This window comes from Christensenella sp. MSJ-20, from assembly GCF_044357945.1.
Taxonomy (GTDB): Bacteria; Bacillota; Clostridia; order Christensenellales; family QAND01; genus QAND01.
This window is the reverse complement of record NZ_CP076563.1, coordinates 248455-267468: the sequence shown is the minus strand read 5'-3', so window position 1 is coordinate 267468 and position 19014 is coordinate 248455. Positions and strand designations below refer to the sequence as shown.

Here is a 19014-nt window from a genome sequence, read left to right as displayed (position 1 = left end):
GTATTTTTCTTGAAAAAAGGGGTTGAAAAATCTCAGCTTATCGGATAGAATATACAAGCAATCACGTGGCCCGTTGGTCAAGCGGTTAAGACATCGCCCTCTCAAGGCGGTAACAGGGGTTCGATTCCCCTACGGGCTACCAAAGAATTCGCAAACCAAATGGTTTGCGAATTTTTTTAATTTCCATTGGAGAGTCAGCCTCCCCCCACATTCCTTGTTCATCATTTTGCATTCTATCAGCGTTTCCCGTATACTATTTTATAGATTCATAACCATAGGAGAAATGATATGGCGTTTGGTATCCTGATTGTTTCCATCGTAATCCTGTTTTGCGTCCTGCTAAACCGGCTATCTCAGAGAATCGGGATTCCTATGCTGCTTACGTTTATCCTGCTGGGTGTGGCTTTTGGCACCGATGGCATTCTGAAAATTCCATTTGAAAACTATCGTTTTGCTGAGCAGATCTGTTCTGTAGCGCTGATTTTCATCATGTTCTACGGCGGTTTTGGTACCAACTGGAGCCAGGCGCGGCCGGTCGCCATAAAATCCGCTTTACTATCCACCCTGGGCGTGGCGCTCACCGCCGCCCTTACGGGATTATTCTGTTATTTTATTCTCGGAATGGAGCTGCTGGAAAGCCTCCTTATCGGCGCAGTAATCAGCTCCACCGACGCCGCATCGGTGTTTGCCATCCTTCGCTCAAATAAAATGGGCCTCCGATACCATACCGACTCCATGCTGGAGCTGGAGAGCGGCAGCAACGATCCCTGCTCCTACATGCTTACCGTAATCGTGTTGTCCATTATGGAGGGCAAAACCTCAGCGGGTTCCATCCTAGCCATGGTATTCTCCCAGTTCTTTTTCAGCATACTGGTGGTCGTTCTGGTAGCGCTGATTGCCGTGTGGATTCTCAAACGAGCCTCCTTTTCCGTAGCTGGATTTGACATGGCTTTCGTCATCGGCGTAGCGCTAATCTCCTATTCCCTGGCGGCGGTGCTGGGGGGCAATGGTTATCTAAGCACCTATCTTTGCGGCATCATTCTAGGAAACGCGCGGTTTCAAAACAAAAAGGCCCTGGTCCATTTTTTCAACGGCATTACCAGCTTAATGCAAATGCTTATCTTCTTTTTGCTGGGTCTATTGGCCACCCCTTCCCGCATCCCACAGATTTTATTGCCTGCTTTGGGGGTCATGCTGTTCCTCACCCTGGCAGCGCGTCCCATTGCGGTTTTTGCCTGCCTTTCCCCCTTCCGGTGCCGTCTCCGGCAAACGATTCTGGTATCCTTTGCAGGTCTTCGGGGCGCCGCATCCATCGTATTTGCCATCATGGCGGTAGCCGGAGAGACCACTCAGAATAACGATCTTTTTCACATTGTTTTCTGCATTGTTCTGCTTTCCATCCTCTTTCAAGGCTCTCTACTATCCCCCTTTGCAAGATGGCTGGGCATGAGCGACAAAGATATCGATGTTATGCGCACCTTCAGTGATTACACCGATGAAACCGATCTACACCTGATGAAGCTCACCATCCGTGAGGGGCATCCTTGGGCAGGCCATGCCATACAGGATATTGTTTTGCCGCCGGATACCCTCATGATACTGGTAATTCAAAAGGATATCCCCATGATCCCCCATGGCGGTACCCTCCTCCACGAGGGAGATGTGGCGGTTTTAAGCGCCCATGAATACCAAGGAGGCAGCGCAATCTCCCTTCAGGAGCATCGCATTTTACCGGAAAGCAAATGGATCGGAAAGACCGTCCACGATTTTTCCCCGAAATCCGGAGAGCTGGTCATCATGGTGATCCGCGGGGATCAAACCATTATTCCCAAAGGGGATACCGTCATCGAGGAAAACGATCTATTGGTAGTTAATCTCTCCGGGACACCATAATTTAAAACAGATGCAGAAAACCCGGGAATTCCGGCGGTTTTGCCCAAATGAGCCGAAATAAAGCGAACTCCCCTTCCACTCTTGCTGTGATTCTGTGTCAAACGCCTGGAAGAAGCCGGAGAAGCGTTTGGTTCCTTGATAATTCCTGAAAAATCGGGTATCATTGTTATATCTTTATATGGCTCTGGCCATTTTTTTGTATGTAAGGAGTTGGTGTCCGGATGGACGGTGGCAGTTGGTTGCCATACATTCTTTTGGTCCTATTGATTCTTGGCGGAGGATACTTCGCCGGTGCGGAAATATCCTTTGCATCCTTCAACAAGATACGCCTACGCAACTATGCCGAGGGCGGGGATCGCCGGGCAAAAAAAGCTCTTTACATCTCCAATCATTTCGATAAAGCGCTGACCACCCTCTTGATTGGGAACAATCTCATGCATATTGGATGCGCTTCTTTGGCCACTTTGATTGCCACCCGCCTTTGGGGTGTTGGCGCGGTGGCCTATTCCACCGTTGTCATCACGGTGGTTGTTTTTTTGATCAGCGAGATGATTCCCAAGAGCTTTGCCAAAGCGTATAGCGAACGGTTTGCCCTTTCGGTTTCCGGTTCCCTATACTTTTTAATGAAAATCCTCACCCCCATCACCTTCCTTTTCACCTCCATCAGCAAGCTTGCAAGCAAGCTCTTTGGAAAGAAGAGCGAGCCCACCGTCACCGAGGAGGAGCTCTATGAAATCATCGATACCATCGAGGAGGAAGGCAGCCTTAGCGAGGATAAGAGCGATCTGGTACGCTCAGCCTTGGAGTTTGCGGATATCACGGTTCAGGATGTGCTGACCTCCCGGGTGGACCTTGTCTCCATCGACGCGGATATGGCGGAAGGAGAAATCCTCTCCCTCATCAAAGCCCAGAAGTACTCTCGCTTGCCGGTGTATGAGGACACCATCGATAATATCATCGGCATTCTTCAGATCCGTAAATACCTAAAAAACTATGTGCGCTTTCAAGGGAATGTCCATCTGAAAGATCTATTGGATGAACCCCATTTTGTCCATAAATCCACCCGCATCGACGATCTTTTGGAGGAGATGAGCCGTAAAAAGCTGCATCTAGCCATCGTGACGGACGACTACGGCGGAACCATGGGGATCGTTACCGTAGAGGATATTCTTGAGGAGCTGGTAGGCGAGATCTGGGATGAGGATGACGAAGTGGTGGAGGAATTCGTCAAAATCGGAGGCAATCGCTTTGAAGTGTCCGGTGATCTTCTGGTGGAGGACGCCTTCGAGGAAATGGAATATGAAAATTACGATGAAGAGGCCTTTTCCCACAAGACCATGGGCGGCTGGGCTTTGGATCATTTTGAGTTTATTCCCCATGAAGGAGACCACTTTGTCTACAACGACCTCATGGTCACCATCACCAAAATGGACCATCAACGCATCGTAAAGCTGCTGATCAAATGGACACCGCCCGTCTCCCCGGAGCCCCAGGAATCCATAAAAGCAAACTTAATTGGAGTTGATTTGAAGCATGGGCAGTAGTTACTGGCCATATGTGTTTATCATCGTTCTCATTGCCCTTTCCGCCTTTTTTTCCGGATCTGAAATCGCCTACGCTTCCGCCAATAAAATGCGGCTGAAAAAAGCAGCGGAATCCGGCCGCGCCAAGGATAAAATCGCCTATTTTATCTATGAAAACTACGCGAGCGCTCTCTCCACCATTTTAATAGGCAACAACTTGGTAAACATCGCCGCCTCTTCGGTGGCCACCGTCATCGCCATTAACCTAGGCGGCGAGAGCGCAGTGGGATACGCTACCGCCATCATGACGGTATTGATTCTCACCTTTGGGGAGATTATGCCCAAGATCGTGGCCAAGGAAAACTGCGATGGATTTTCCCGTGCGGTTGCTCTTCCCCTCCGCTTTTTGATGTATCTGACAAAGCCTCTGGTCATCGTTATCATGGGGTTTGTGAATTTGATCTCCCGGTTGTGGAGCCGTGGCGACGCGCAATCCCCCTCCATGACCGAGGAGGAGCTTGCCGCCATCATTGAAACCGTTGAGGACGAGGGGGTTATTGACGAAGAGCGCAGCGAGCTTTTACAGTCCGCCCTGGAATTCAGCGATATCGCAGCTCAGGAGGTCTTAACGCCTCGGGTGGATATGCTGGCCATCGACATCGACGACAGCATGGATGCTATCATCGAGCTGGCGCTGGGATCCCCCTATTCCCGCATCCCCGTCTACGAGGACAGTATCGATAATATTATCGGTGTTCTCTATCTAAACCATTTCCTAAAGCAGGTGGTGGATCAGCATGACCTCAACATTCGTCCCCTGCTTATGGAGGTTTGTTTCATCCATAAAACCATGAAGCTTCCCGCGGTGCTGGCGGAGCTAAAACGCCGAAAGCTTCATCTGGCAGTGGTCACCGATGAATACGGAGGCACCATGGGCATCCTTACCATGGAAGACGTCTTAGAGCAGCTTGTAGGCGAAATCTGGGATGAAACCGATGAGATCAAAAATGAGTTTGTCAGCGTTGGCCCCGATCTCTATGAGGTCAGCGGTGATTTGAGCATCTATGATCTGTTCGAGTATTTGGACATCGATGAGGATCGTTTTGATGGCGAATACACCACCGTTGGCGGCTGGGCTATCGATCAGTTGGGCGGATATCCCCAGGTGGGAGACGCCTTCGACTATCAGAATCTCACCGTGACCGTTACCGAGATGGACGACCTGCGAATCACTAAGCTCAAGGTTCAGGCGCGGCCACCGGTCCAAGAGGACGAGGATTAAAGGATGCGCTCTATGATTTACCGATTACAGGATGGTAAAATACTGCCCCATGGGGAAGCTCCTCTCGCCCCCGATGGGCGCTATATTGGATTGGGCAGTTTGGAGGCTTCCTCTCCCCTCTTCCCCTGCTCCCTGCCTTCGGACCTGTTTGAAAAATCCCTGGCCAATCCCGCCACCCGGTTTGAGAGCCGGGAGGGGCTGGATGTTATCTGCCTGGAGGTCTGGGACAAAAGGGCGGAGCTGCCCTTCTCCAGCTATCGGGTTCATCTTTTTTTACAAAAAGACCGGATTCAGGTATTTACCGACCATCTGGAACCAGTGGAAGCATTGATCCAATCCTTGGCCCAGGACGATATTCTTGATCGTAGCTTTGACCGCTTCCTCTATGCTCTGGTTGCCGGCCTTTACGATGGAGATTATCAGTCGCTAAACGACCTGGAAAATGGGATCGCCAGCATCGAGGACGACATCCTAGAGGGAAAGACACGCCGGGACTACACCCGGCAGATCGTATCCCTTCGGAAAAATCTAAGAGCCATCAAACAGTATTACGAGAAGGGCATTGATGTTTTTCAGGATATGGAACGCAATGAAAACGGTTTTTTAGACCGGCAGGCGGTTCGATCCATCCGCATTCTTCTGGGACGGCTGGATCGCCTGTATTCCAAGGTGTCCAGCATTATGGAGTATGTCGCCGAACTACGAGAGGCCTATCAATCCCAGGTGGATATTCGGCTCAATGGCATTATGAAGGTGTTAACCGTCATCAATATCATATTTCTGCCCCTGACCCTTATCGTAGGCTGGTATGGGATGAATCTTCAGATGCCGGAATACCACTGGACTTTGGGCTATCCAGCAGTGATTCTGCTTTGTCTTGTGGTGGTCATCGGCTGCATCCGTTATTTTAAAAAACGCGACTGGTTTTAAGAGCATCAAAAAGGGCTTTGACGATTTTGTCAAAGCCCTTTTTAATATTGTATTTCTCCTATACGCCTCTTATCTAGAATATCCGTCCGTACCGGAGTCCTTACTCTCCAACGGAAACGCCAACGGCGTTTCCACCCCTTCTTCCCGGATACGCTCTACATAGGCAATGGATTTCTGAATATAAACCTTGCTGGCAAAAGCCAGTACCGCGGCTCGCAGTGTTTCGGATTCATAAGTCGTTTTGCTAGCAGTGGAGATAAGAAAATCATCACTCTGCCAAAACATCGTCCGCAAAGCCCGCTCCAACTCCTCGCAGAAGTAATCATAGGCGAGTTCCGTATCATAGGCGTGGCTTTGCATGGAGATCAACTGGATGATTTCCGGAATGCTCAGCACTTTTTTCAGCAGAAATACCACCATCAGATAAGCCACATGCTCCCGCGCATACCGCTTTCGTACCGGCGGCGTCACCACTCGCTGCTTCACATAGTTGTTGATCATCGTAGCGGTAATGGGCTTTTCTCCCTCGGAAAACACCGAAAGGCTCTGTTCTAAAAAGGTTACCACCTGATCCATATAGAGGTCTAAATCGGGCAACTCCGACCAGCGGGGACAGTGAAACGCCAGCACTTCCCCTCCAAACGCCAGACCTTTCTTCTCCAGGCCCTCTTCCATAATAACGCCTCCTCAATGAAAAAAGATACCATAATTCGCTTTTAAAGTCAAACAACCTATCATCATTAAATGGTTGACATTGATTTTATAACATGATAATTTAGTATTTATTACTAGATTAAAAGGAGCTTATTACCATGCAGATTATCACCGATAGTGCAGCCCTCTTAAGCCGCCAGGAGGGCATTACCATGGGGGTGGATGTGATTCCTCTAAGCGTTATCGTCAACGGGCACAGCTACCTGGATCTGGAAGAGCTGGATGGGCCTTCCTTAATCGAGATCATCAACCAAGGACACTTCCCCACCACCTCCCAACCATCGGTAGGAGAAACTCTGGAGGTATTTCAAAAATATGCTCATGAGGAGATCTTTTATATCACCATGGCGGATGGCATCTCCGGTACCTATCAGAACGCTCGCGCTGCCCGGAAGATGATGGAGTGTCCCGACGCCATCCATATCTTAAATTCTCGCACTTTATGCGGCCCACAGCGTTATTTGGTGGAAAAGGCCATAGTACTAGCACAGCACGGAAAAAGCCCCTTAGAGATCATTCAGGCCCTCCAGGCGAGCCAAAACAGTGCTCGTTCCTTTCTTATTCCCCAGGACTTTGGATTTCTTAAGCGGGGGGGACGCATCAGCTCGGTCTCTGCAACCTTGGGCGGAATGCTCCACGTGGTTCCATTGGTATGCCATAGCTTGGATGGGCTAACCCTGGAGAAATTTGGTATCAAGCGCACCTATCAAGGAGCGCTCAAGGCCATCGTAGGAGCACTCAGCCTCCCAAAAGGCGGTTCTGGCTACCGTATCTCCATCAGCCATGCCTGTGCACCCGAGAAGGCCCAGGAGGCCTTATCCCTTCTCTCCCAGCACTTCCCCGATGCAGAATTGGAAGTGCTGGCCCTAAGCCCTCTTTTTATTACCCATGGTGGCCCGGGCTGCGTTGCCGTTCAATCCATAAAAAAATAGCCGATGCAAAGATCAAAAACCCGGCGGGAATCTCTTTTCCCGCCGGGTTTTATCATCTTTTCGTATTCTCTTTCTCTTTTTCCCCTTCAGCCGATGCATAGTGGGAATCCAATAGTCGCTCAATCAATAGCTTGCGCGCCCAAGCCTCGGAAGCCAAGCCCAGGATCAACATCAGCATCGGATCCCTCTCTGAATCCTCCTCCATCTGCTGGCAAAGATCCCGCACCTCATCCTCCAGTTGGACAAAGGCCCGATGCTGAACTTTTCTTGTGGCCTCATATAAGCCCTCAAAGGTCTCCCGTTCCACCTGTCCCATCAGAACTCCGATGTCCTTTGTGGACAATACCTGCTTGAGCAAATAAATCACCTGGAGATATAGCACATGATCCCCGGTATATTTCTTTTTATTATGAGCCGGCAGCAGCTTTGCCTTTGCATAGTTATTGACCATGGTTCCGGTGATAAGGGGATCCTTCTCGCCGCGACGGAAATCCTTGAGATTCCGTTCCAAAAGGGTGATTACCTGATCCATATATAGATCGATCTGAGGCAGCTCTTTGGAATCCCCCAACCCCATTCGGGAGAATTCTTCCAGCAAGGGGGCAACCTCATGATAGATTTCCATTATCATCCCTCCATCCCGTCCATTTGAGCATCATAATAGCACAAAACAAAAAAATTGCATAGGTTCCCCTCCTGTTATACTTTACAAATAAATCCGACGATGTTATTATCATGTTGTATAAACTAGTATTAAAAACTATATAATAGAGTATAGATATTACGGTTGGAGGGATATTCATGGATAAAACACTCTATTTGTTTGGCGATTCCCTAACACGTGGCGTAGTTCTCGATAAAGCTACCGGAAAATACCGTCTTACCAAAGCCAGTTTTTCTTCCTCGCTTGCCACAGACTGCCAGTACAACATTGTAAATTGCAGCAAGCTCGGCCTTACCATTGAAAAAGGGCTATCCATCATGCGTCAAAAAACCTCCCAGGAAGGATACGCCATTTTGGAGTATGGCGGAAACGATTGCGACTTTTTCTGGGATCAGGTAGCCAGCAACCCGGACTTTAAAACGCAAAAGTGCAAAGTTCCGCCGGAACGGTTCCTATCGCTTTATCGTCAGGCGGTGGAATATTTGCGCAGCCGTAACGTTTCCCCCATCATCTGTACCCTTCCCCCCATCGACGCCCACCGCTATTTTCAGTGGATCAGCCGGGGGCTGGACCAGGCTGCTATTCTCTCCTTTCTGGTAACGGAACACCGTATCTACACTTGGCAGGAGCTTTACTCCCAATTGTCCTACCAAGTGGCCAAGGAGATGGGCTGTCCGGTTCTGGATTTGCGTCGGCTCTTCCTACAAAAACAGGATTATCGCCAATATCTCTGCGATGATGGTATCCATCCCAACGAAGAGGGACACCAGCTCATCACAAGCGAGGTCAAACAGTGGCTTCAACGGTTCTTTTCCCAAGACACGCAGCAGATCGCATAGGCAACAGGATGCGTCAACCCTTTTGTAGCTTCCTTATAAATTCAGCTTTCCCCGCTGAAATCCCCCGCCTTTCGCATCGGTTTTTTTGTTGACATTTTAACCCGAAGATGGTAACATATCGCTTGTGCATAGGCGTCTGGGTGTGGCGCAGTTTGGTAGCGTGCTTGAATGGGGTTCAAGAGGCCGGAGGTTCGAATCCTCTCACCCAGACCAGGAAAAACCACTGAAAACAAAATGTTTTCGGTGGTTTTTTTATTTCTCTTCTAATATAAATTGGGTGAATATCAACAAATAAATCGGCGGATTCGTAATTACCTTGTAAGCTGGCAAAAATCGGGATAGAATGGAGTCGAATAGGAGGTCACTTATGAATCAGATCATATATCTTTCAGGCGGTTGCTTCTGGGGCATGGAAAAATATTTTTCTTGCATTCCCGGCGTAGTGGAAACCACAGTGGGATATGCCAACGGCAGAGAGGCTATGAGAAGCGATCGAGGCGCAGAAGCGGAAGCGGTGGGCGCCGCGGAAGCGGTTAGAGTCGCCTATGATCCCCAGGTCCTTGCACTTCCGCATCTTTTAGAGATGTACTTTGCCGTTATAGACCCTACCAAAAGCGACGGACAGGGGCCGGATATCGGCGTTCAATACCGTTCCTGCATCTTATATGAGGATGCCGCCATAGAGAAGACGGTTTTTAACTCCCTGGCAGAACTACAAAAACAGTATGAGGCACCTCTGGCCATCGAATACGGACCGATCCGGTATTTTGTGCCTGCTCGAGAATATCAACAAAACTATCTGGAAAAGAATCCCGGCGGTCATTGCCGCCTCACCCAAGTCCATTTTGACTATGCAAAACGCTCAGGGGAGCAAGAGGAATAAAAAGAACCCGGCATTCCGGGTTCTTTCTATTCCTAGAATACAATGCAGATTAGATTATGGCGCCCTTCATTGATGATCCTCTGAAGCGTCATTTGAACCTTATTCTGAATCTCGTCGGGCATCCGGGTCAATTTATTGGAAAGCCCTTCCTTTACCAAATCGTTAAGGGATTTCCCAAATATGTTGGTATTCCAGATCTCAGCAGGATCGTTCTCAAACTCCGACAGCAGGTAGTTGAGCAGCTCTTCGCTCTGTTTTTCTGAACCCACAATGGGTGATACCTCGGTTTCGATATCCACCCGCAGCAAATGCAAACTGGGTGCGCTTGCTTTGAGCTTCACGCCATACCGGTTCCCCTGTCTTACGATTTCGGGGGCTTCCAGATCCAGCTCATCCATGGTAGGCTTCACCATACCATAGCCGGTCGCCCTGACGCTATCCAGAGCGTCCTTTACCCGGTCGTACTCCTTCTTCGCCGCCACCAATTCCTTTAAGATGGAGACCAGATGATACTCCCCTTCGATGGGATATCCACACTCGTCCCCGATGATCTGATAGAACAGCTCCTGCCGCGGCGCCGCCTTGATAACCGCCCGGCCGGTGCCCAAGTCGATCTGTCCCCTGCGGACCTCTTCCATGAACTCGTTTTCCGCAAGCTTCTCCAGAACCATTCGATAATCGGACACCTTATGGACGTCCTTGCAGCCCTCCTGGACATTCTGGATGATGCTTTCCATAAGCCAATGATCCCCCGACAAAGCCAGAATCCAGTCGGGAATATCCAGATGAACCTCGCGAAGCGGAAATTCATATAGGACGCTTTTCAATAAATCCTCAATTTCCCCTTCATCCATGTTGAGAACGTCGTATGGCATTACCGGTACGCCATATTGGTCGGTGAGCTCTCGGCACAGGGTCTGGGTCTCCGCCGCCCGAGGCGCCTTGGTGTTGAGCACCACCACAAAGGGTTTGCCCAGTTCCTGCAGCTCCTTGACCACCCGTTCCTCCATAGGAAGATAATTCTCCCGGGGAATCTCGGTAATGCTGCCGTCGGTGGTCATTACAATACCGATGGTGCTGTGTTCGGTAATCACCTTTCGGGTGCCAATCTCCGCGGCTTCCTCAAAGGGAATATCATAATCCAGCCAGGGAGTGCGTACCATACGGACAGCATCGTTTTCCATATGACCCATAGCGCCCTCCACCATATAGCCCACGCAATCCACCAGACGCACCTTGGCGGTACCCCCGTCGGCCAGTTCCAGCTCCACCGCTTCATTGGGCACAAAGTTGGGCTGGGTGGTCATGATGGTTTTTCCTGCGCCCGACTGGGGCATTTCATCGGTCACCCGTTGGCGGATGAAGGTATTATCCACCTTGGGCAACACCATCAACTCCATAAACCGCTTGATAAAGGTACTCTTGCCGGTGCGCACGGGACCCACCACAGAGATATAGATATCGCCCTGGGTCCGGGATGCAATATCCTTGTAGATGTCATATCGTTCCATCATGATTCCTCCATTCAACTCCGGCTAACAGTAGATATCTATGTACTCCGAAGAGAAAATATGTACGCCGGTATTTTCATCCCAATGATTCTCCTGGGCATTCTCCACTTTATATCTATGCAAAAGAAAAAAGCCCAATCCCTAAGGATTGGGCTTTTTTCATATCCATCTATTCTTCCCGAATTAAAGCCGGCACGAAACGTAGATAGTCGCAGCTGGTCAGCTTATATTGAACTCCATCCAACTCCTTTACGCGATAGGACACGCCCCCAACGCCGTGGAGATGGCCGTAAACCACCTGTTCCACCCCATACTGGGTAAAAAGGCGAGTAAACTCATTGGGCTCCTGACGGTCGTTAAAGGGCGGATAGTGGGTCATAGCAATAATCCGCTCTGCACCCCGGTCCCTTGCGTGATCCAGGGAAAGCTTCAGCCGTCCGACCTCCCGTAGATATATCTTCTCATCATCCTGTTCATAGGCAGCCGCTCCCGGAACAATCCATCCCCGGGTACCGCAGATGGCAGTTCCATCCGCTAAAAGGAAGCTGTCGTTCTGAATAGCATGAAGCCCCGGCGCAAGGACGCTCCGCACTTTATTGATGGAGCTCCACCAGTAGTCATGATTGCCGCGGATCATGTACTTTTCCCCCGGTAGACGGCCGATGCGGTCCAGGTCGGGTTGTGCCTCCGACAGCTTCATGGCCCAACTGATGTCTCCCGGAATCAAAACCGTATCATGGGAGGAAATCAACTCTCTCCAAGCCGCTTCGATTTTGTCTGCATGGTTCTCCCAATGCTTGCCGAAGATGTCCATGGACTTATCCATAGAATCCGACAGATGCAGGTCAGCGATCGCATAAACAGCCATATCGCAGCACGAGATCAGTCCAGCTCTTCTTCGCCGAACTCATCCTCTCCATATCCATCGTCGAATTCCTCATCCTCAAATTCCTCGTCCTCATCCTCATCAAACTCCAGCTCTTCCTCCATCTCCTCATCCAGGGGAAGATCATCATCGGGAACGGGAATCTCCTCCTCCATAAGCTCATCGTCCAGGACGTCATCCTCCATAGCCGCATCCTCGTCGGCAGCCTTCTCCTTGCGGCGTTCCGCCAGCTCCAGACGTTTCTTCTCCAATAAACAGAGCTTGCAAAGCTCCTGCCCAGGAACCACCGGATTCTCATTGCACTCCGGGCAGATCTCCACCGTCGGCTCCTCCACCACTGCCGTCTTTTTCTTAAGGCTTTTCAGCTCAGCAAGGCAGATATCACAGTACTGGGCGTCCGAGCGCATGTAGTTCAGCTCACATCTGGGGCATCTCATCAATTTCATGGACTTTTTCAACACTCCCGCAAGAAGATTCTTCTAAATAAATATGCTTTTTTTCCTTATTTGTCAACAGTATTTTGTAGGCCATAAAAAGCCGTTTCATTTTCAGATATCTTCCCGATTCGATCCAAGAGCTCTTCCATCCCATACCCATCCATTGCGGAGAATGCCACAAAGTCCTCCGTGCCAATGGCAGAGGCCACACTTCGCGCCGCCTGTTTGCGCTTGCTCTTGGCAATTTTATCGGCTTTGGTGGCCACCAAGGTAAAGGGAATACGATAAAACCTCAAATACTCCACCATTTGAAGATCCCCAGCGCTGGGTGCATGGCGGATATCACAGAGCAGGAAAAGGTGGCGCAAGCGCTGGGTCACCGTAAAATAACCTTCCACCAGCTGCTGCCAGCTTTGACGCTCCCCAGCGCTACGGCGCGCAAATCCATACCCCGGGAGATCCACCAGCATCAGCTCCTCATTGATGAGAAAAAAGTTGATGCTGCGGGTCTTTCCGGGCTCCGAGGATACCCGTGCCAATTTGCCATTGTTACAAAGCTTATTGATGAGGCTGCTTTTTCCGGCATTGCTTCGTCCCACCACAGCGATCTCCGCCATGGAAAAATCCTCGTATTGACTGGTTTGATAGACCGTCTTCGCCAGCTTCGCTTTGGTGATGCGCATACTCTTCCCCCGCTATGGCCTTATGATGGCCCGCTTGAGCACCTGATCCATATGCTCCACTCCGGTAAAGGACATGGCATCCCGGATGGCGGCAGGCAACTCCTCCAAATCCTTCAGGTTTTCCTTGGGCAATAGGATGTCCTCAATCCCCATACGGTGGGCGGCCAGCATCTTTTCTTTGATGCCGCCCACCGGCAACACCCGACCCCGGAGGGTTACCTCCCCTGTCATGGCAAGATCCCCTCGAACCGGCTGACGGCTGAGAGCCGATACCATCGCCGTCACCATGGTGATACCTGCACTGGGGCCGTCTTTGGGGACCGCCCCCTCTGGAATATGAATATGAATATCGGTCTTTTCAGCAAAATCCTGAGGCAAATCAAGTTCTTCCGTCCGGGAGCGGATATAGCTTAAGCCCGCCTGGGCGGATTCCTTCATTACCCCGCCCAGCTGGCCCGTGAGCTGAAGCTTCCCGCTCCCTGGGATGGCGCTCACCTCGATGGACAGCGTCGTACCGCCGATGCTGGTCCAAGCCAAACCCGTGGCGACTCCGATTTCGGCCTTTCGCTTCTGCTCATCCGAAAGATAGCGGCGAACGCCCAGATAGTTCCCCAGGTTTCTTCCGGTAACTCGAACAGGGGTTGCGGCGCCGTCTACAATCTCCCGAGCAGCCTTCCGACAGACTCGGGCAATGGTCCGCTCCAAGTTCCGCACACCGCTTTCAGCGGTATAGTAGCGCACAATATCGGTCAGAGCTTTTTTACTGATGGTCAGCTGACCGGGCTGGATACCGTGCTCCTGCGACTGTTTTTTTACCAGATGGCGCTGGGCGATCTCCACCTTTTCCTCCTCGGTATAACTACTGACCTCGATGATCTCCATCCGATCCAAAAGGGGCCGCGGGATGGTGTCCACGCTGTTGGCGGTGGCCAGGAACATCACCTTGCTGAGGTCGAATTCCAGCTCCAGGTAATGATCCCGGAAGGTGCTGTTCTGCTCCGGATCCAGTACCTCCAGCATAGCGCTGGCGGGATCGCCGCGAAAATCCGAACTCATCTTATCAATCTCATCAAAGAGAAAGACCGGATTCATGGTCCCCGCTTGTTTCATGTTATAGATGATAGCCCCGGGAATCGCCCCGATATAGGTACGGCGATGACCGCGAATCTCTGCTTCATCCCGGAGTCCCCCCAAAGAGGTCCGCACAAATGCCCGGCCGATTGCCCGGGCAATGCTCCGGGCGATGCTGGTCTTCCCGGTGCCGGGCGGGCCCACGAAGCACAGAATAGGGCCTTTCATATCCTGCTTTAAGGTGCGTACAGCCAGATATTCCAGTACCCTGTTTTTCACCTTCTCCAGGCCGAAATGATCCTCATTTAGGATGGCCTCGGCATTTCCCAGATCCAGATTGTCCTGGGTATAATTTCCCCAGGGCAGATCCAGGATCCAATCCACATAGTTGCGGCTCACCGAAGCGTCAGGGGAACCGGGCTGCATCCGGGCTAGCTTATCCAGCTCCTTCTGCACCTTTTTCTGGGCTTCCTCGGAAAGCGGCAGCGCCTTTGCCCGTTCCCGCAGCTCCTCTACCTCCCCGGCGGCGTCCTTGTCCCCGAGCTCCGTCTGGATGGCCTTGATCTGTTCCCGCAGATAGTATTCCTTCTGTGAACGGTCCAACTGGCCCCGCACCCGGTTGCTGATCCGCTTTTCAATGCGCTGGATATCCGTCTCCCGCTTGAGGATATCCATTAGCAGCATCAGCCGGGAAGGGACGTCCAACTCCCCTAAAATCTCCTGCTTATCCTCCGTCCGATGGATCAGGTCATAGGCAATCAAATCCGCAAACCAGCCCGGCGAAGTAATGCCGGCCATATTCAAAAGGGTATCGTTATTGGCTCGGCTGGAAACCCGGCTGTATTCCTGGACCTGCTCGGTGATGGAGCGCATGATGGCCTCTTCCTCCAGAGTCGGTTCCCGGTCGGTTTCCTCCAGTAACGTTACCTCGGCGGTTAGAAAAGGCTCCTCAGACGCAAGGCGCTGGATCCGTACCCGGCTGATCCCCTCGGCCATAACGCGGATATTGTCTCCTGGCAACGCCAGAACCTGCATGATTTTCGCCAAGGTGCCCACTTCATAGAGATCGTCCAGCCCCGGGTCCATATCCCGAATATCCTTCTGGGTACAGAGGACCACGTACTGATCCCGACCCATGACATCACTAAGGGCCGCCAGGGACTTCTCCCGGCCCACATCAAATGGAACGGATATATGGGGAAAAATACAGATTCCCCGCAATGGAATCAATGGATAGGTGATCGCTTCCATTCTTTCACCTCCGAAAAATTCGGTTCCGGTCAAACCGGCCGTCTATCAAAATGTCATTCCTGGGGCGCGGAGGAATTAATCTGCGACCCTCCGCGGCTTGGAATGACATCCGCTGAAAAAGAGGCCCGTTGGCCTCTTTTTTATACAGGTTAGCTTAGGAATCCAGGTCTCCTACCGCCCGTTTGGGCAGAGCTGCCTGGCGAACCTGATGAGTTTTGGGCAAAAGGGTGGGTTTGCCCTTGCCATCCACCACATCCTTGGTAATGATGCATTGCCCGATGTCCTCCTGAGAGGGAATGTCAAACATCACGTCCATCATAATGTTCTCCATGATGGCGCGCAACCCCCGGGCACCGGTCTTCCGCTCCATGGCCATATGGGCAATGGCAGGCAGCGCGTCATCCTCAAAGGACAGCTGCACACCGTCCATATCCAAAAGCTTCTTGTACTGCTTCACAAGCGCATTCTTGGGCTTAACAAGGATATCGACCAAAGCCTCCTCCGAGAGTGCATCCAGGGTAACGATGACGGGCAAGCGGCCCACAAACTCGGGAATCAGCCCGTATTTCAGCAGATCCTCCGGTAGAATATGCCGCAGCAGTTCGCCGATATCCTTTTTCTCGGTAGACTTCACATCGGCTCCAAAGCCAATGGTCTTTTTCCCTAGCCGGTTCTCGATGATGGTATCGATTCCGTCAAAGGCGCCGCCGCAAATAAACAGGATATTACTGGTATCAATTTGGATGAACTCCTGATGTGGATGCTTCCGCCCGCCTTGAGGCGGTACGCTGGCAACGGTACCCTCCAGGATCTTCAAAAGAGCCTGCTGTACTCCCTCCCCGGAAACATCCCGGGTGATGCTGGGATTGCTGGATTTCCGGGTGATCTTATCGATCTCATCGATATAAATAATTCCCCGCTCCGCCCGCTCGATATCGTAATCGGCAGCCTGGATCAGCTTTAGCAGAATATTCTCCACGTCCTCACCCACATAGCCAGCTTCCGTAAGGCTGGTCGCATCGGCAATGGCGATGGGTACGTTTAAAATACGAGCCAGGGTTTGCGCAAACATGGTTTTGCCGCAGCCGGTGGGCCCCAGCATGATGACGTTGCTCTTTTGAAGCTCTACGTCCTTATCGGTGTCCGCGCCAATGCGTTTATAATGGTTATAAACCGCCACCGAGAGGCTCTTCTTGGCGGCGTCCTGGCCAATGATATATTCATTCAGGTGCTCCAGGATCTCTTTGGGCTTCATGACCTCTGTAAGATCAAAGTCCACGTGATCCGCGAAGTCCTCGTTGATGATCTGCACGCAAAGCTCAATGCATTCATCGCAGATGTAGGCTCCTGGTCCCGCGATAATCCGGCGCACCTGCTCCTGGGCCTTTCCGCAGAAGCTGCATTTAATCTTGTTTACGTCCTCGATTTTGGACAATCCCTTATCCTCCTTAGCGCCGCGGGGGGATGATCTCATCCACCAGGCCATATTCTTTGGCCTCTTCCGCCTCTAGGAAATGATCCCGCTCCACATCGGACTGGATCTTCTCCAAAGGCTGCCCGGTACGCTGTGCTAAAATTTCATTCATGCGGTTTTTAATCCGGATCATCCGCTCCGCGTGGATCGCGATATCGGTGGTCTGGCCCTGGGTCCCTCCCAGGGGCTGATGGATCATCACCTCGGCATTGGGAAGGATCTTCCGCTTGCCTTTGGCGCCAGACGCCAGAAGAAATGCCCCCATGGAGGCGGCCATGCCGATGCAGATGGTGGACACATCGCACTTCAGATACTGCATGGTATCGTAGATGGCCATGCCGGCGGTTACCGATCCACCGGGGCTATCGATGTACAGCATCACGTCCTTATCGGGATCCTCCGCTTCCAAGAACAGCAGCTGTGCTACGATAACGCTGGCCACATGGTCGTCAATCTCTCCATCTAAAAATACGATACGATCCCGTAAAAGGCGGGAGTAGATGTCGTAGCTTCTCTCCCCCCGGTTGGTTTGTTCCACAACGATGGGCACGTATGCCATTTCCCCGTACCTCCCTTATGATATAGTATCAAATTTTTGACCTATGGATTATACCAGAGAACTTATTTCTTGTCTTCCTCCTGGACGGGCTCCTGGGGAGCGTCCACCTTAACGGCATTTTCCAGGATGAAATCCAGGGTCTTATCGATGATTACATCCTCCTCCAGGTACTTCTTCTCATCCTCGCTGGCGGAAGCTTCAAACTCCTCTACGCTCTTGCCCACATACTGGGCATACTCCGCGGTCTTGGCCGCGATCTCCTCGGGAGTAGCGGTGATGTTCTCCACCTTGGTGACCTCGTCCAGAGCAACCTGGTTCTTCACCCGGCGCTGGGCTTCCTCCCGGTTCTGCTCCCGAAGATCATCCAGGGTCACGCCGGCGTACTGGCAGTACATCTCCAGGGTCAGGCCGTTATAGGCCAGCCGGTTCTGCAGATTCTCTAAAAGGCGGTCGATCTGTCCCTCAATCATGATCTCGGGGATCTCCATCTCGCAGCCGTCGGCGATCTTGCCCAAAGCCTCGTTCTGCATGGTCGCGGTGGCACGGCGCTGAGCGTCCTTTAGCATGTTTTCCTTAATATCGGCTTTCCATTCAGCCAGGGTATCAAAATCGCTGACATCTTTGGCGAATTCATCGTCCACATCAGGATATTCGGGATACCGGATCTCGTGAACCAAAACTTCAAAGACCGCCTTTTTCCCCGCCAGATCCTCCGCATGATATTCCTCGGGGAATGTAACGGAGATCTCCCGCTCTTCCTCCTTGGGAATGCCAATCATCGCTTCCTCAAATCCGGGGATAAACCGGCCGGAGCCAATGTCCAGCTGAGCCCCTTTGGCTTCGCCGCCCTCGAAGTATTCCTCTCCGACCCGGCCCTTATAATCGAAGGTGATCCGATCGCCGTTTTCGATGGGCCTGTCCGCCTCGATATAACGAACCAAGTTGTTTCGCTCCCGCTCAATGACTGCTTCTACCTGCTCATCGGTAACCTCGGGCACGATGTTCACAACCTCCACGCCCTTATACTGGCCCAGTTTTACTTCAGGATAGACGGCGCACTCCATGATGAGGGTAACGGGTTCTCCCTCCACCGCATGGCGTACATTGACGGTAGGAGCGGATACAACGCTCAAATCATGCTCCGCAATGGCGCTCTCAAAAGCATCCCGCCAAAGCTCCTCAATGGCGTCCTCGTAAAACACCTCTTTGCCGTAGAACCGCTCGATAATGGCCCTGGGGGCACGGCCGCGACGGAACCCCTGCACGGCATAACGCCCTCTGGTCTTCTGATAGGCCGTCTCAATGGCCTTCATAAAATCCTGGGCTTCTACGGTAGCTTCAATGCGGACGCGGCTCTTTGCCAATTTCTCAACGGTGGATGCCATATCTATCGATACCTCCAAGTTTTATATACAATTTTAGACAATAATGTATTATATAACAATTGTTCCCGGTTCGCAAGCGGCCTGCGCATCCGATTTT

Annotated in this window: 17 protein-coding genes and 2 tRNA genes; 9 read left to right on the top strand and 10 right to left on the bottom strand. The window is 51.5% G+C overall.

Annotated elements, in window-relative coordinates:
* Nucleotides 1–67 precede the first annotated feature (67 nt).
* The 5 genes from KP626_RS01275 (at nt 68) to KP626_RS01255 (ending at nt 5628) form a co-directional block, all read left to right on the top strand.
* Nucleotides 68–142, top strand: a tRNA-Glu gene (locus KP626_RS01275).
* Between the two features lie 146 nt (nt 143–288).
* Complete coding sequence (locus KP626_RS01270) at nt 289–1893, top strand: potassium/proton antiporter (RefSeq protein WP_395977578.1); 1605 nt, start codon at nt 289–291, stop codon at nt 1891–1893.
* Between the two features lie 221 nt (nt 1894–2114).
* Nucleotides 2115–3437 carry a hemolysin family protein gene (locus KP626_RS01265; RefSeq protein ID WP_395977576.1) on the top strand — a complete coding sequence of 441 codons (1323 nt, stop codon included), beginning with the start codon at nt 2115–2117 and terminating at the stop codon, nt 3435–3437.
* Entirely contained in the window at nt 3427–4698 is a 1272-nt protein-coding gene (locus KP626_RS01260) for a hemolysin family protein (protein ID WP_395977574.1), read from the top strand. Before KP626_RS01265 ends, KP626_RS01260 begins: the two co-directional genes overlap by 11 nt.
* Before the next feature lie 12 nt (nt 4699–4710).
* Nucleotides 4711–5628, top strand: a complete 918-nt coding sequence (locus KP626_RS01255; RefSeq protein ID WP_395977572.1) for a CorA family divalent cation transporter — start codon at nt 4711–4713, stop codon at nt 5626–5628.
* Nucleotides 5629–5697: 69 nt separating this feature from the next.
* On the opposite strand, the gene KP626_RS01250 is transcribed toward KP626_RS01255, so the two are convergent.
* Nucleotides 5698–6303 (bottom strand): DUF1836 domain-containing protein, encoded by a 606-nt coding sequence (locus KP626_RS01250; RefSeq protein ID WP_395977570.1) that lies wholly within the window; start codon nt 6301–6303, stop codon nt 5698–5700.
* 137 nt (nt 6304–6440) lie between these two features.
* Between KP626_RS01250 and KP626_RS01245 the strand changes: the two genes are divergently transcribed.
* A complete protein-coding gene (locus KP626_RS01245; protein ID WP_395977568.1) occupies nt 6441–7274 on the top strand; it encodes a DegV family protein in 834 nt (277 codons plus the stop codon).
* 52 nt (nt 7275–7326) lie between these two features.
* Here KP626_RS01245 and KP626_RS01240 read toward each other — a convergent pair whose 3' ends face one another.
* On the bottom strand, nt 7327–7899 hold the full coding sequence (locus KP626_RS01240) for a DUF1836 domain-containing protein (RefSeq protein WP_395977566.1): 573 nt from the start codon (nt 7897–7899) through the stop codon (nt 7327–7329).
* A gap of 176 nt (nt 7900–8075) precedes the next feature.
* On the opposite strand from KP626_RS01240, the gene KP626_RS01235 reads away from it, so the two are divergent.
* The 3 genes from KP626_RS01235 to msrA all read left to right on the top strand — a co-directional run bounded on the left by KP626_RS01235 (nt 8076) and on the right by msrA (nt 9660).
* Nucleotides 8076–8777: an SGNH/GDSL hydrolase family protein gene (locus KP626_RS01235; RefSeq protein WP_395977564.1), complete on the top strand. Its 702-nt coding sequence runs from the start codon at nt 8076–8078 to the stop codon at nt 8775–8777.
* A 136-nt stretch (nt 8778–8913) separates the two neighbouring features.
* Nucleotides 8914–8990 (top strand) — tRNA-Pro (locus tag KP626_RS01230).
* A gap of 154 nt (nt 8991–9144) precedes the next feature.
* The gene (gene msrA, locus KP626_RS01225; RefSeq protein WP_395977562.1) at nt 9145–9660 is read left to right on the top strand and encodes a peptide-methionine (S)-S-oxide reductase MsrA; all 516 of its coding nucleotides are present in this window, start codon (nt 9145–9147) and stop codon (nt 9658–9660) included.
* 32 nt (nt 9661–9692) lie between these two features.
* Here the strand turns inward: msrA and spoIVA are convergent, their stop codons facing one another.
* From spoIVA to tig, 8 genes are all read right to left on the bottom strand, one after another.
* The gene (gene spoIVA, locus KP626_RS01220; RefSeq protein WP_395977560.1) at nt 9693–11171 is read right to left on the bottom strand and encodes a stage IV sporulation protein A; all 1479 of its coding nucleotides are present in this window, start codon (nt 11169–11171) and stop codon (nt 9693–9695) included.
* A 169-nt stretch (nt 11172–11340) separates the two neighbouring features.
* Nucleotides 11341–12039: a metallophosphoesterase gene (locus KP626_RS01215; protein WP_395977558.1), complete on the bottom strand. Its 699-nt coding sequence runs from the start codon at nt 12037–12039 to the stop codon at nt 11341–11343.
* 14 nt (nt 12040–12053) lie between these two features.
* Entirely contained in the window at nt 12054–12503 is a 450-nt protein-coding gene (locus KP626_RS01210; RefSeq protein WP_395977556.1) for a hypothetical protein, read from the bottom strand.
* 56 nt (nt 12504–12559) lie between these two features.
* The gene (gene yihA, locus KP626_RS01205; protein WP_395977554.1) at nt 12560–13177 is read right to left on the bottom strand and encodes a ribosome biogenesis GTP-binding protein YihA/YsxC; all 618 of its coding nucleotides are present in this window, start codon (nt 13175–13177) and stop codon (nt 12560–12562) included.
* Between the two features lie 12 nt (nt 13178–13189).
* Nucleotides 13190–15499 carry an endopeptidase La gene (gene lon, locus KP626_RS01200; protein ID WP_395977552.1) on the bottom strand — a complete coding sequence of 770 codons (2310 nt, stop codon included), beginning with the start codon at nt 15497–15499 and terminating at the stop codon, nt 13190–13192.
* 154 nt (nt 15500–15653) lie between these two features.
* The gene (gene clpX / locus KP626_RS01195; RefSeq protein ID WP_395977550.1) at nt 15654–16934 is read right to left on the bottom strand and encodes an ATP-dependent Clp protease ATP-binding subunit ClpX; all 1281 of its coding nucleotides are present in this window, start codon (nt 16932–16934) and stop codon (nt 15654–15656) included.
* Between the two features lie 13 nt (nt 16935–16947).
* The gene (clpP, locus tag KP626_RS01190) at nt 16948–17532 is read right to left on the bottom strand and encodes an ATP-dependent Clp endopeptidase proteolytic subunit ClpP (protein ID WP_395977548.1); all 585 of its coding nucleotides are present in this window, start codon (nt 17530–17532) and stop codon (nt 16948–16950) included.
* 62 nt (nt 17533–17594) lie between these two features.
* Nucleotides 17595–18917, bottom strand: a complete 1323-nt coding sequence (gene tig, locus KP626_RS01185; protein ID WP_395977546.1) for a trigger factor — start codon at nt 18915–18917, stop codon at nt 17595–17597.
* Nucleotides 18918–19014: the final 97 nt, after the last annotated feature.